Annotated in this window: 11 protein-coding genes; all 11 read left to right on the forward strand. The window is 36.7% G+C overall.

The features are described from left to right. Window positions 1-109: 109 nt before the first annotated feature. Window positions 110-484 (forward strand): hypothetical protein, encoded by a 375-nt coding sequence (locus JCM15579_RS13375; RefSeq protein ID WP_054720953.1) that lies wholly within the window; start codon window positions 110-112, stop codon window positions 482-484. A gap of 471 nt (window positions 485-955) precedes the next feature. Next, on the forward strand, window positions 956-2,581 hold the full coding sequence (gene glpA, locus JCM15579_RS13380) for an anaerobic glycerol-3-phosphate dehydrogenase subunit A (RefSeq protein WP_054720955.1): 1,626 nt from the start codon (window positions 956-958) through the stop codon (window positions 2,579-2,581). An 8-nt stretch (window positions 2,582-2,589) separates the two neighbouring features. Beyond that, window positions 2,590-3,831, forward strand: a complete 1,242-nt coding sequence (glpB, locus tag JCM15579_RS13385; RefSeq protein ID WP_054720957.1) for a glycerol-3-phosphate dehydrogenase subunit GlpB — start codon at window positions 2,590-2,592, stop codon at window positions 3,829-3,831. 7 nt (window positions 3,832-3,838) lie between these two features. Further along, window positions 3,839-4,204: a 4Fe-4S dicluster domain-containing protein gene (locus tag JCM15579_RS20885; protein ID WP_218186170.1), complete on the forward strand. Its 366-nt coding sequence runs from the start codon at window positions 3,839-3,841 to the stop codon at window positions 4,202-4,204. Then, window positions 4,201-5,097 (forward strand): anaerobic glycerol-3-phosphate dehydrogenase subunit GlpC, encoded by an 897-nt coding sequence (glpC, locus tag JCM15579_RS13390; protein ID WP_218186171.1) that lies wholly within the window; start codon window positions 4,201-4,203, stop codon window positions 5,095-5,097. The genes JCM15579_RS20885 and glpC overlap by 4 nt, the downstream gene beginning before the upstream one ends. A gap of 243 nt (window positions 5,098-5,340) precedes the next feature. Beyond that, window positions 5,341-6,741, forward strand: coding sequence for an MFS transporter (locus JCM15579_RS13395; RefSeq protein WP_054720959.1), 1,401 nt, complete (start codon window positions 5,341-5,343; stop codon window positions 6,739-6,741). Window positions 6,742-7,049: 308 nt separating this feature from the next. Then, window positions 7,050-7,622, forward strand: coding sequence for an RNA polymerase sigma-70 factor (locus JCM15579_RS13400; RefSeq protein ID WP_054720960.1), 573 nt, complete (start codon window positions 7,050-7,052; stop codon window positions 7,620-7,622). A 77-nt stretch (window positions 7,623-7,699) separates the two neighbouring features. Then, on the forward strand, window positions 7,700-8,710 hold the full coding sequence (locus JCM15579_RS13405) for a FecR family protein (protein ID WP_172677435.1): 1,011 nt from the start codon (window positions 7,700-7,702) through the stop codon (window positions 8,708-8,710). 236 nt (window positions 8,711-8,946) lie between these two features. Continuing rightward, window positions 8,947-12,300, forward strand: a complete 3,354-nt coding sequence (locus tag JCM15579_RS13410; protein WP_172677436.1) for a SusC/RagA family TonB-linked outer membrane protein — start codon at window positions 8,947-8,949, stop codon at window positions 12,298-12,300. 323 nt (window positions 12,301-12,623) lie between these two features. Further along, complete coding sequence (locus JCM15579_RS13415) at window positions 12,624-13,754, forward strand: DUF6242 domain-containing protein (protein WP_054720966.1); 1,131 nt, start codon at window positions 12,624-12,626, stop codon at window positions 13,752-13,754. After that, window positions 13,685-14,005: a Kelch repeat-containing protein gene (locus tag JCM15579_RS13420; RefSeq protein ID WP_054720968.1), complete on the forward strand. Its 321-nt coding sequence runs from the start codon at window positions 13,685-13,687 to the stop codon at window positions 14,003-14,005. The genes JCM15579_RS13415 and JCM15579_RS13420 overlap by 70 nt, the downstream gene beginning before the upstream one ends. Window positions 14,006-14,030 lie beyond the last annotated feature (25 nt).

The following is a 14,030-nucleotide window of genomic DNA, read 5'->3' on the forward strand; positions in this document are numbered from 1 at the left end:
CAGAAAGAGTCATTTTTTACAAATGGCTCTTTTTTTTTTGCTTTTCTTTCACCCGATTTCCTCAATTAATTGTCTATAAGGTAGAAGTGAAAAAGAGGGAGAGATTGTCATGATAAATGTAGAATACAGACCAGAAAGTGATTTATTGGATGTGGTGTTGACTGGCAAGATACAATTTGCTCAGATGAAGGAGTATTGTTTAAACCTTTTAAAGGGAATAACTACACCCAATTGTGTTAGAATTTTAGAAGATGCAAGTTCGGCGGAACTACTATATGATATTGATGATGCTGAAAGTTTGGGATCGATTATAGAATCTGAATTGGGACAACAATTAATGGTTCGGCATGCTTTGATTAGAAGAAACCCTCTTGATACAGCATTTGGAATGATTCGTGTTCAATGCAATTCTTGTGATCGTTATCAGTTAAAGGTATTTTCTACTCCTGAAAATGGAAGACATTGGTTATTGAATGAGAATTAAAAATTGTAACTATTAACACCTATATAAAATTACTTTTTACAAAGTGAATGTTGGCAGGTATTTTTGTCAGATTTAATGCCTGTGTCATAGTAAATAGCCAAATCATTTTAATGATTTGGCTTATTTTTTATATTGATTTTGTCTGAAAATGTTTAATTTTTTTATTTAGATGCAATCTACCTAATCTGTTTTTATTCCAATTTACTTTCTCAAAATTCGATATGATAGCAAAGTTTGGATGCGTTGTAAATGTTGACATTATAGCGGTTTTTAGTGTTTAATTTGGTAAGTGTTTTAGATATGATAATTCAATCAAAGAATACATTCTTAAGCTAAAGAATAGATAATGCAAAATATATTTTTTAAAGACATACTTTGCAATGCTATGTATGATGTATATCTTTGTATTCTAAGATTTATTAAAATCTTCGTTAAGCTGAATAAAAAGATATTGAAATAAGAAGACTCATCATGAATAAGAATAGATCCAAGGAATATGATGTAATAATCATCGGAGGGGGAGCAACAGGTGCAGGGACAGCGCGGGATTGTGCGATGAGAGGATTAAGTGTATTGCTAGTAGAACGTCATGATTTTGCAACTGGTGCAACAGGAAGAAATCATGGTTTATTACATAGTGGAGCCAGATATGCAGTAACCGATCATGAATCGGCTGCTGAGTGCATTGAGGAAAACATGATTCTCCGAAAAATTGCAAACCATTGCATCGAAGAGAACAATGGACTATTTCTTACTCTACCAGAAGATGACATTGCATTTCAATCTCAATTTGTAGATGCTTGTACAAGTGCTGGGATTTCAACGGAAATTATTGATCCCAAATTAGCACTTCGCATGGAACCATCGGCAAATCCGAACTTAATTGGAGCTGTAAAAGTACCTGATGGGTCTGTTGATCCTTTTCGTTTGACCATGTCAAATGCATTGGATGCCAAACTGCATGGTGCAGATATTTTAACTCAACATGAAGTTATTGATATACTTAAAGATCAAGATCGTGTAAATGGTGTAGAATTATTCGATCATGCGAAAAAGGAGAAAGTAAAATATTACGGGAAAATTGTTTGCAATGCAGCTGGTATATGGGGACATAATATTGCCAAGTTTGCAGGAGTAAACATCAATATGTTTCCTGCAAAAGGTTCTCTTCTGATTTTTGGTCATCGTGTAAACAAAATGGTTTTGAACAGGTGTAGAAAACCTGCCAATGCAGATATACTTGTTCCTGGAGATACCATTTGTTTGATTGGAACTACTTCGGAGCGAATTCCAATTGAAGAGATAGACAATATGTATGTTTCAAAGGATGATGTGGATGTGCTGATAAGAGAAGGAGTAAAGCTTTCACCATCCTTGGCAACGACTCGTATTCTTCGTGCTTATGCAGGAGTTCGCCCATTGGTGGCAGCCGATAATGATCCAAGTGGACGAAGCATTAGTCGTGGAATTGTATTGTTGGATCACAAGGAACGAGATGGTTTGGAAGGATTTATCACAATTACAGGTGGTAAGTTGATGACCTATCGATTGATGGCTGAAGAAGCAACAGATTTAATCTGTAAAAAATTAGATTTCGATAAAAAATGTGAAACGGCCAACATTCCATTACCTGGATCTGAAAAAAGCGATGAAACCTTAAATAATGTAAGTCAGAAAGTTTATTCAGGAAGTGGTATAACTCAAAAATCAGCAAAGGATAGACATGGATCATTGGCTCATAAAATTGCAAAAGGTGATGAAAATGAAGATTCAATGGTTTGTGAATGCGAAGGAGTTTCAATTGGTGAAGTAAAGTATGCGATTAATGAATTGCATGTAAATAACCTGATCGATTTGCGCCGTAGAACTCGTGTTGGAATGGGAACTTGTCAAGGCGAGTTGTGTGCTTGTCGTGCAGCTGGTTTGCTTTGTGAATCGATGGAAGAACCAGGAAAAGCAAAAGATGATTTGGCCAACTTTCTTCAGGAGAGATGGAAAGGAATGTCGCCAATTGCTTGGGGTGAAACGATTAATGAAATTCAATTTACATCTTGGATTTACGAAGGGATATATGGATTGAAACCAGAAAACAATTAAGCAAGAGTATGAAATTCGATAACATTATAATAGGTGGTGGGTTAAGCGGACTCACATGTGGAATTAAATTGGCGGAGCAGGGAAAAAAATGTGCGATTGTTTCATCTGGTCAAAGTGCAATTCATTTCTTTTCGGGTTCCTTCGATCTATTGGGTAAGGTAAATGGTGAAGAGGTTGCAAATCCTTTGGAAAGCATGAAAACCTTATCTGAGACTCATCCTTATAAAAGGGTAGGTTTGGATAAAATAGAACGATTAACAAATGATGCTTTGCATTTGTTGGTACGTGCAGGTCTAAATTTTACTGGTCAAGCCGATAGAAATCATTTTACCTTAACGCCAATGGGTATAATGAAACCAACTTGGTTGACCCTAAGTGATTTTACCTGTTTCGATCATAAGGACAGTTTTCCTTGGAAAAAAGCAGTAATCCTAAACTTTAGCGGATTTCTTGATTTTCACACTTTGTTCATTAAAGATGGGTTAAAAAAGTTCGATGTTCATGCGCAAATCAAGAATGTTTCGATGAAACAGTTTGAAGCAATTCGTAGAAATCCTAGCGAAATGCGTTCAACCAATATTGCCAAAGAATTTGATAAGGAAAATGCCATTGATGAATTTGCCAAAAAAGCAAATGTTCTAAGTGATGGATTTGATGTAGTGATTCTTCCTGCTGTATTTGGATTGTTTAATAAGACAATTGCAGATAAGCTAAAAGAGAAAATTGAAAAGCCAGTTCTTTTGTTACCAGCCATACCTCCGTCAGTTCCTGGTATTCGCACACAGATTACATTGCGTGAAAGATTTCAGGAATTAGGAGGAACATACTTGTTGGGAGACAATGTTGAAGGGGGAGTTTTTGAAAATGGCAGATTGTTGGAAATCAGAACCATTAATCATGGAGATATAAAATTTGAGGCAGACCAATTCATTTTGGCAAGCGGAAGTTTTTATAGCAAAGGAATTGTGGCAACTCACGATAAATTATATGAACCAATTTTTGGTTTAGATATCGATGGCGACAGCAATCGTGAAAAATGGTTTGATGAAAAGATATTTAACGATCAGGCATTTATGCATTATGGTGTAAAAACCGATCAGAATTTTAGAGCGTTGATGAATGGTGAACCTGTAGAAAATTTATATGTGGCAGGTTCAGTGTTGGGAGGAGCAAATCCTCTTAAAGAAGGAAGTGGAGCAGGTATAAGTTTACTTACATCTCTTCATGCGGCTGAACAAATTTTAAAATAGCAGGACAATGAAAAAGGAAATATTTGAACCATATAACGTTAGTGAGAATAACTTTGAGCAATGTGTCAAATGTACAATCTGTACCGTTTATTGTCCGGTGTTGGAAGTAAATCCTGATTATCCAGGCCCAAAGCAATCTGGCCCAGATGGCGAACGAATGCGATTAAAAGATCCTGTGTTTTATGATGAGGCCTTGAAGTTGTGTTTAAATTGTAAGCGTTGCGAAGTTGCCTGTCCATCGGGAGTTAAAATTGGCGATATAATCCAATCTGCTCGCATAAAGTATAGTAAAAGCAAGCCAAAGCTTCGCGATATGATTCTTGCGAATACCGATATTGTAGGAACCATGCAAGTACATTTGCCCCAATTGTGAATACTGCAGTTGCGCTTAAGCCAGTCCGTAAAGTAATGGATAGTGTGCTAAAGATCGATCATCATCGTATGTTTCCAAAGTATACAGGTTTGCGTTTTGAAACTTGGTATCGCAGATATGCTGAAAAGAAACAGCAGGGTTTCAAAAAGCACGTTAGTTATTTCCACGGCTGTTATGTGAATTATAATTTTCCTCAGCAAGGTAAAGACTTGATTAAGTTAATGAATGCTGCGGGTTATGGTGTGCACCTTTTGGAAAAGGAAAAATGTTGTGGTGTTGCATTAATTTCTAATGGATTAATTAAACAGGCAACCAAACAAGCCAAACACAATGTTGAGGCATTTAAAAAATCAATTGTAGATAAAAAGATGCCAGTAATTTCAACATCTTCAACTTGTATATTTACCATTCGCGATGAATATCCTCATTTATTGGGTGTTAAAAATGAAGAAATAAGGGATGAGAGTGAATTGGCAACCCGTTTCTTATTTCGTTTAATTGATGAAGGAAAGCTAAAGTTAGTGTTCAAGAAGGACTACAAAAAGAGAATAGCGTATCACACCCCTTGTCATATGGAAAAATTAGGCTGGTCTATTTATTCAACTTCGCTTCTTAGAATGATACCAGGTGTTGAATTGGTTAATCTTGAATCGCAATGTTGCGGAATTGCAGGAACTTATGGATTTAAGAAAGAAAATTATCAAACCTCTCAAGAAGTTGGTAAACCTTTATTCGATCAGATAGAAAACTCTAAGGTTGATTTTGTAGCCACAGATTGTGAAACTTGTAAATGGCAAATAGAAATGTCAACTTCTAGCAAAGTTCAGCATCCAATATCTATTTTAGCAGAGGCGATAGATGTTGAAGCAACAATGAAACTATGGCAAAAATAAACGATTAGCAGAGCAAAATATTTTATTTTTAAGTTAGGTTAATGCCGCAATTATTGGATTAGTTTGATCCATTGATTGCGGCATCTTTTTTGTATCACTATTGGTTTGAAATTTATCAGGATATACAGGTGTGGTGTGAGAAAAAATAGGAGAATCCCTACTTGTGAAATTCAACGTGGCAATCTATTTTTACCACCAAAATTGCGGACAACGATACCTTAAATAAACTAAACAAAGAATAAAATGAGTGCAGAACAAGTGAGTACGGGAAAAGAAAAGTTCTCAAGAGCCTTTTGGGTGGCCAACTCTGTTGAGCTTTTGGAAAGAGCAGCATACTATGGAGTTTTCATTGTAATAACAATATACCTTTCAAGAATATTAGGCTTTACTGATATTGAAGCAGCAATGATTTCAGGTCTGTTTTCAGCAGGTTTGTATCTACTACCAACATTTAGTGGCGCCTTAGCAGATAAAATGGGTTTTAGAAAAGCCTTGTTGTTGGCTTTCACATTACTAAGTATTGGTTATGCAGGTTTAGCAATTTTACCAACCATGTTGGAAGCTGCTGGTTTGGTTGAGTATACCGAGGTAACCAAATTTACTGGATTGGAGAAAACAGGTTGGAAATGGATGATTGTACCAATTGTTATTGTGATAATGGTTGGAGGATCGTTTATTAAGTCAGTAATTACAGGAACTGTTGCTAAAGAAACAACAGAATCGAATCGTGCAAGGGGATTTTCTATTTTTTATATGATGGTAAATATCGGTTCATTCTCGGGAAAAACCATTGTAAAACCATTGCGTGAAGCCATGGGGAACGAAGGATTGGTAAATCTAAACTTCTTCTCGGCAGCAATGACTTTAATCGCTGTTTTTGCAGTATTCTTCTTCTTTAAAAGTTCTAAAACTGAGGGTGAAGGAAAATCATTAAACGAAATTTGGCAAGCATTAACAAGAGTAATTGCGAATGGTCGTTTGGTAGCATTAATTCTTATTGTTACAGGATTCTGGATGGTGCAGCATCAATTGTATGCAACCATGCCTAAATACGTGTTGCGTATGGCAGGTGAAGGAGCATCTCCATCATGGTATGCTAACGTAAACCCATTGATAGTGGTTTTATCCGTTGGCTTAATTACTCAGATTATGGCAAAACGCACTGCACTTCTATCCATGACAATTGGGATGTTTATTATGCCAGTTTCTGCATTGTGTATGGCTGCGGGTAACTTGCTTGATGTAGAGTCAGTTGATTTGGGATTTTTCAGCATGCATCCTGTAGCATTTATGATGATTGTTGGTATTGTATTCCAGGGGTTGGCAGAATCGTTTATTTCACCTCGATTCTTAGAGTATTTCTCACTGCAGGCGCCTAAGGGTGAGGAAGGTTTGTATCTAGGATTTAGTCACTTACATTCATTTGTATCTTCTATTTTAGGTTTCGGATTATCGGGAGTTCTTCTTACAAAATATTGTCCTGATCCAACATTATTCGAGTCAAGAGCAGAATGGGAAGTAGCATCGTCAAATGCACATTACATTTGGTATTATTTTGTTGGAATTGCTGCAGTATCAGCCATAGCCTTAATTGTTTATGGAAGAATAACTAAAAAACTAGATGCACAGAAAGTTGCACAGTAAAAAAAATCAAATATTATATATCATAAACCGTCTCTCATGAGGCGGTTTTTTGTTTTGTAATATTTTGTGGATGCATTCTTTGATATGATTGGCTCGTATATGTATTGGAAAAACCTACATTGAAGTGAATAAGGTTTGAGATAAGTTAAATCAGCTTGTAAGTAATTTAATATTAGCGGAATAATGATGTTAGATTATGTAAGTAGTTTGGGTGCAAATGTCCAGTCTTTTTACTTTGAAATTTTCACTTTATAAGATTTTTTGCATCTTTGACCAACCTATATTAACCACCTAAGAAAACTAAACCCTTGAAAAATCATACCAAAAATATTGATTTTCTGATTCGAAGATTATCGCTAGATTCTGATGAACGTGCTTTAGATGAACTCTTTCATATTTATTACGACAGACTTTTAACAGCATCCTTTGTGTTAGTAAAAAGCAAAGATTTGGCAGAGGAAGTTGTAGCTGATGTATTTTATCAAGTTTGGCAGAATAGAGAGAAATTGCAAGATGTTAAGAATCTCGATAATTATCTGTTCGTAAGTATAAAGAATCGTTCCTTGAATTATATCAGCAAAGAACAGAGAGTCGGTAAGGATTCTATTGATGAGGTGGTTTCAAATAAAATAAGCGAGGACAATACAGCCGAGGATGCAATTATTGCAAAGGAATTACAAGATAAAATTATCCATAGCATTGAAAGTTTACCTCCGAAGTGTAGAGAGGTTTTTCTTTTGATTCGCTTTGAGGGTATGAAGTATAAAGAAGTGGCTGAAAAACTGAACGTATCTGTAAATACAGTAGATACGCAAATGGGTATTGCGATTAGGAAGCTTACAGAAATGATAGGTTACCAGGGGAAAAGCAAAAAAAAATAAACTTTTTTCATTTTTCTTTAGTGGAAGATGGAAAAAGCACTGTCTTAAAAATGAACTACTAGAATATAATGACGGAAATGAATCATATACATCAAATAATAGCAAAGTATTTTGCTGGAGAAATCTCTGAAGAAGAGATGGGCCAATTAAGGGGGTGGCTTGAATCTTCAGCAGAAAACCAAAAGCTTTTTGATGATTTAAAACAAGGCTGGGAAGGACTTACTTTGCAAACTTCTTCAGAAGAAAAAAGTCGTGTTTTAAATAAAGTTAAGGGAAGAATTAAAGTTGAGCAGGCTGATGAAAGACCGGTTAGAAGATTGTTTGGTGCCAATTGGTATCGTGTAGCAGCTTCTGTATTAATCGCTGTATCTGTTGGAAGTCTTGCCTGGAATCAAATAAGTGAGCCATTTTCATGGATGAATACCATAGGCTACGAAGTAAGAGAATGTGATGCAGGAAAGCAGACAGACTTTTTATTGGCTGATGGTTCTCACATATACATGAACGGTGATTCTCGTATGAAATTCAAATCTGATTTGGAAGGTACGGAACGAAATGTATACATGGAGGGAGAAGCATTTTTCGATGTGGCAAGAGATGAGAGCAAACCTTTTGTGATAGATCTGGATGGAGCTGAGGTGAAAGTTTTGGGAACCTCTTTTAATGTAAAAGCATATCCCGAAGATGATTGCATGGAGACTTCGGTTATTACCGGAAAAGTAGCTTTTACTCATAGCCACAAAGGAGAAGAGGAAGGTTTTCATCTGGTACCTGGACAAAAAGGTGTGATCAACCACAACGAGGAGTCAATGGATAGATTTCAAGTGGATAATCAGCTTGATATTGCCTGGATGAAACGAGGCTTACTCTTTGTAAATACACCTTTGTCTGAATTGACAAAGACATTATACAGAACCTATGGTGTAAAATTTAAACTGACGGATGGTAGTCTGAAGGATTTGAAAATTACAGCCAGCTTTGAAAATGAAAAATTAGAAGAAATTATGAAGATTCTTGAAATGACCAATGAATTCTCTTATAAAATTGAGAAGGATAGGGTTGTTATCGGGAATAAAAACGAGTTCTAATCTTGCAGGAGGAGTCCTGGTTAGTACTCAAAAAAAATACCAAAGAGTGGCAGCTCTCCGGTATTTTAACTAACATGTAGTAAATTTACTTGTCAAGTAAAAAACTAATCGAAATAGCAGGAGCTATTTCAGCTAGCATTATGTACGACAAAATTAGGAAAAAATATTCATTTGCAGCAAACAAAAATTTAAATGTTTGTAATTCATCCCTTTTTAAGAATGGATGTAAAGAGCTAATGAAGTTATTTTTAAGTCTGATTTTTGTCCATTTTTCTTTCCTTTCATTTTCACAAGCTCAGGAAATATCTACTTCCAGGCTTACTCAGGGGATGAGCTTGGAAGATTTCATTTTGGAAATTCAAGCGCAAACAGATTTCACTTTTGTATACAATCCGGAAATAATTGAAGGAATAGCTATTACCATTCCGTCGGAGGAGAGAGTAAGTTTGCAAGAGATACTCGGAATGGTTTTGAGTCCGCTTGGCTTCACTTTTATTCTCTACCGTGATAAAATCATATTAAAGAAGATGGACGGGCCAATACCCATGTTGCAATTAAAAGCTTCCAATAAGATTGATGCTGCCAGATTGGTTCGTATGGGGAAGATGGTTGTGGGTAGAATTCTGTGTGATGAGGATAGTCAGCCAATTGTTGGTGCCTCTATTCGAGTGAAAAATGAATTTAAGGGTACCGCAAGCGATAAGGATGGTTACTATAGTATAAAATGTTTTGTGGGTGATACCATTGTTGTATCTGCCATAGGTTTTGTGCGCAGTGAAAACATCGTCGGTCTCAAAATGATTGAAGATATTAGGCTCAATACAAATGTGATAAACTTACAAGAGGTAAACATTGTTGGATATGGAGAAGAGGCGAAAGAGGAAAAAACTGGAGCTATAAGTACCCTTTCTGCATCAATGACTGGTGAAATTCCGAATGATTTTGATGAGATATTGGCTGGCACCGCAAGTGGTGTGTGGATGCAAAAAAACTCTGGAGTTCCAGGTGGAGCTTCAACCATAGCCATCAGAGGAGTTACTTCCTTGCAACCTGATGCCAATAGTCCTTTAATTGTTGTAGATGGCGTTCCTCTTTTTAATACAGAGGAAAGTTTGAATCAGATTAATATTTTATCCTCTTCGGGGATTCCGCTTTTGGGTTTGGCTGATAACTACGTTTTTAACGATCTTCGAGAATCCAATTATTTTCAAAAGAATGGCTTAAACATGATCAACACCGAGGATATTGAATCCATTAGTGTGTTGAAAGATGCTTACTCTACTTCGATCTATGGATCCAGAGGTGCTGCGGGTGTTATTTTAATTACAACAAAGCAGCCAAGGAAATTTGGACTGAAAGTAAACCTTTTGATGGAAGCTGGTGTATCCAAACCTGTTGGAAAACCGAACCTGATGAATGGTGAAGAATATGCTCAATTCTATTCCAACTATTACAGTCAGTTAAAGAAGAGAGAGGTAATTTTTCCAGCCAGCACAAATACCAATTGGTATGATAAGGTGGTGAGAAATGCCAAAAGTAATAAGCTGGCCTTCTCTATTCAGAATAAAAAGCACAATGGATACCTGTATTTTAGCTTCTCACATTTAAATCAGGAGGCTTATATAAAAGGTGCCGATTTTAAAAGATATACCGGAAGGTTCAATTTCAAACAAAACATCAACAAACATTTAAAATTAGGAGCTAACATTTCAATGACATCTGAGAAAAACAATTCTCTTTTGGCTCCTAAAATATATCGCGACGCCATCCTTAAGGCTCCCAATCTTAGTGTGTACGATGAAAGAGGGGATTATAATTTTTCAACGGAAAACAATCCATTTGGAATATATACGGAGAACCCTGTGGCAATGGCGCTAAACGATAAGGGGGAAGCTTTGGATAACTATGTGATTTCAAATATCTATGCTGATGTTAAACTCACGGATTGGCTTTCTTATAAGTTAGATTTGGGAATTAATTTCATAGAGACCGATGCTTTTGCTTCCTATAGAAATAGTGATTCTCCTGATAAAAAAATTACAATCGAAACAGATGGGTATTCCAGAAAGTTTGTAATTGCCCATATGGTGAGCGGGCATAAATCATTTGGAGAACATGCTTTTAAGTTCGTGCTTGGGCAGAGTTTTGAGGAGTCAAGACAAAAGGAGAAAGAACTGAACTATGAGAGTGCTTATCAAATAACCAATAGGAATGCATATAACCTTGTTGATTATTCCAGCGACAGAAGAAAGTATGCCTTGGCATCATGGTTCGGAAGGGTAAACTATAATTATAAGCAAAAGCTGTTTGCCGGATTGAGCTACCGTGTTGATGGATCTTCTCGATTTAGTAATGATAATCGATATCAAATTTTTCCTGCATTTTCGGCAGGATGGATTGCTGTGAATCAAAGCGATGAGGAGTTAATTAACCACTTAAAGCTTCGTGCAAGCTTTGGATATTCAGGAGTAGAGCAATCTACTTATACCTATGGTGCCTTGAGGACTTATGAAACGCATCAAAATGATTTAACCTATGGGAAGAAATCCATTTATACGGAAGCAAATGGTTCAAATCTGAATCTATCATGGGAGAAAACGGAAAATTTTGATTTTGGGGTGGACTTTAGTCTATTGAAAAACAAAGTGAATGCCTCGCTTGATTATTATTCCAAGAAGGTAAACAACTTGCTATTGTTCACCGATGTGCCTGCGGTTACAGGATATACAAAGCAGTGGATCAATGTTGGGGCCATGAAGAATACGGGTGTTGAGCTAACACTGGATTCCCGTTTAATAAACAGTACATTCAAATGGGACCTGTTTCTTACAGCTGCCTTCAATCGCAACGAAGTTTTGGAATTGAATCAAGCTGGATATGAGGTTTGGGGACAAGACCAGGCTTACAAATATTTTAAGGAAGGAAGGGAGGCAGCTCAGTTTTATCTATACGATTGGGCAGGAGTGAATCCGACTAATGGAAATCCGTTGTGGAAATATGCTGACGGTAGTCTAAGAGAGACTCCGCCAACCAATATGGAAAATAGAAAGACTTTTGGTTCCGGTATGCCTAAGTATTCAGGTGGAATTAGCAATGTGTTTTCTTTTAAAGGTGTGGAATTAAGTACTTATTTTGTCTTTGCTGAAGGTAAAAAATTAATGAACGGTACCTCTGCGATTTTGCATACTTATACCACAACCGATGCTTACAATTTATCTAAAGATGTAGCAAACTACTGGCGTGAGAATGGGGATGTAACGAATCAGCCGGCCTTATTCAATCCATCCATTACTAGCCAGAACAATTATACTACCAGTCGAACAAGTAGTCGTTTTTTCGAGGATGCATCTTTTCTTCGAATGAAGAAACTTGTATTGGCTTATCATTTACCAAAGAAATTTGTGAATAATTTGAAACTTGAGGGAATGAAAGTATATGCCCAGGCAACAAATCTGTTCACAATTACCGGATATTCTGGTGCTGATCCCGAAGTGAGTGCTTTTGGACCTTCATCATTATTGTCAGGTTACGATGAGGTAACCATGCCTCAAGCTAAAACATTTAGTTTGGGCCTAAGAATTAGTTTATAGAATAAAAATTGTCAAGTAAATAAATTAAAAAAGAATGTAGTAAATGAAAACCTTACGGCGTCTGGCAGGACAATGTAAACCTTTCATTAATTAGTTACAAAACATCAGTCTGAATTAAAAATAATATCAACCATCTGGTTGGTAATGGGGGATGAAACATGCCTTTCTCTTTCAGGCAAATTCTTTTTAAGTAGATAGTAAATAGAATGATACAGATTGTTTGAGTGGTGCTTTGTCAAAAGGATCCATTGTCGAGGCTAAGCTCAAATGGTCGAAGAATGTGTTTTGAATAAACTCAATTAATAACCTAAAATTAAAATTTTATGAAAGTTTTAAGAAACCCTTGGAGTGTAGTAATGCTGTTGTTTGCAATGGTATGTAGTGGAGCGTTAAGCTCATGTAGTGATGATGAAAAATTAAGTAACCTTACTGGTTTTTTATCTTTTGAATTTAATGAGGATATAATCAGCAATTATGATTTTGTGATTGGTGCTGATGGTACCATTACCAATGAGTCCGCATTGCCTTATGGATTCGACTGTTCTTCTTTACAGCCTGTATTTACTTCGGCACCTTTTTCAACTGTTTTGGTGAACGATGTTGAGCAGATAAGCGGTCAGTCTGAGCAGGATTTTTCTTCAGATGTAGTGTATAAGGTAGTTGCTGAAGACGGTACAACAGCGAAAACTTATACTGTTAGAGTAAATGTAGCAACAGAGATTTCTGCATGGACAAAGCAAACAGCAGATGCTGGTTTCCCAAACTACGATTATACCCATGCATTTAAAGTAGGTGGTAAGTATTTCATCTCTGGTGGAGAGTCAACAGATTATACTTATAGCTTGTATTCTTCTGAAGATGGTGCTATTTGGACTGTGGCTAATGATAATTTCTTAGCTGAAGGAGTTGGTGTTGGTTATGCGGCCGTAAAATACAATGACAACATCTTATTGATTGGTGGTCACACTTTAATGGATTGGTCTGACTGGAGTACTGGTCAAGCAAAAGCTTCTGTTTATTCTTCAGCTGATGGTGAAAACTGGACGGATGTCGCTGCAGAGACTGCTGCTGAGAACAAATTTTCTGCAAGAACTGAGCCTATGGTTGCCAACATGAATGGCGATTTGTACTTGGTAGGTGGTTCTACTTTGGCATATGGAAGTCCATCAGGTCCTATTAATGATGTATGGAAATCGGTTGATGGTGGTGTAAACTGGACTCAATTGGAAACCAACCTTGGTGATGATTTCACTCCTCGTTTTAGAGGTCAGTTATTGGTGTACAACAACGAATTGTACTTAATTGGTGGAGAGTCAAAATATCCAACTCAGTACAACAATGAAGTTATAAGTCAGCAGATGGTGCTACCTGGACAAAAGTTGAGGTGGCAACTCCATTTACTGCTCGTTCGCAGTTTGTTGCTTATGAGTATGCAGGAAGAATCTTTGTTGTAGGTGGTAAAGTGGTTACTGGTGAAATGGATGGTAGCGCTCAGGTTGCTGAAGCTGCTAATGATACTTGGGTATCAGAAGATGGCGGTGTAAACTGGACACAAATGACTGAAGGTGTTATTGATTTTGAAGCAAGATATGGACATTCATTAATTCAGGATGGAAACAACCTAATGATTGTTGGTGGTAAAGGTGCAGCTGTTGACGGTGCAACTCCAGTATTGAAAGATGTTTGGACAGGAACTTTAAACTAAGAATTACTGAGAGTCTCGTCATTGA

Source organism: Marinifilum fragile JCM 15579, from assembly GCF_001310955.1.
Classification (GTDB): Bacteria; Bacteroidota; Bacteroidia; order Bacteroidales; family Marinifilaceae; genus Marinifilum; species Marinifilum fragile.